Source organism: Salinimicrobium oceani (assembly GCF_012037645.1).
Genome location: NZ_JAAVJR010001264.1, coordinates 1 through 336 on the forward strand (window position 1 = coordinate 1; position 336 = coordinate 336).

Sequence of the window (336 nt, forward strand, 5' to 3'; positions counted from 1 at the left end):
CTTGCTCCGGACAATTACTGTATGATCTACGATGTGCGGCCAAAAGCCTGCAGCGAATTCCCGCACACCAACCGCAAAGATTTCCACAAGATTTCAAATCTCACGATGAAGAATGTTACCATTTGTCCTGCCGCCTTTAATATTGTGGAGGAGATGAAAAAACGGATGCCTTAATTGTTCCAAGTTGCAAGTTGCAGGTTAATTTATTGTCAGTCCGCTTGTTAAAAATTGGCAGATCACAAATTGCTGAATTCCTTTTAACAATGTCTTCTAATTTTTTTCAGTATTTTCAATAGAAAATATTGGAATGGGAGGTTCATATCGGGATCTTGAAAT

Annotated in this window: 1 protein-coding gene; it reads left to right on the plus strand. The window is 38.7% G+C overall.

Going from position 1 to position 336, the window contains the following annotated elements; all coding sequences use genetic code 11:
• On the plus strand, positions 1–174 hold a 174-nt coding region (locus HC175_RS24500), incomplete at its 5' end, for a YkgJ family cysteine cluster protein (RefSeq protein ID WP_369074367.1).
• Positions 175–336 lie beyond the last annotated feature (162 nt).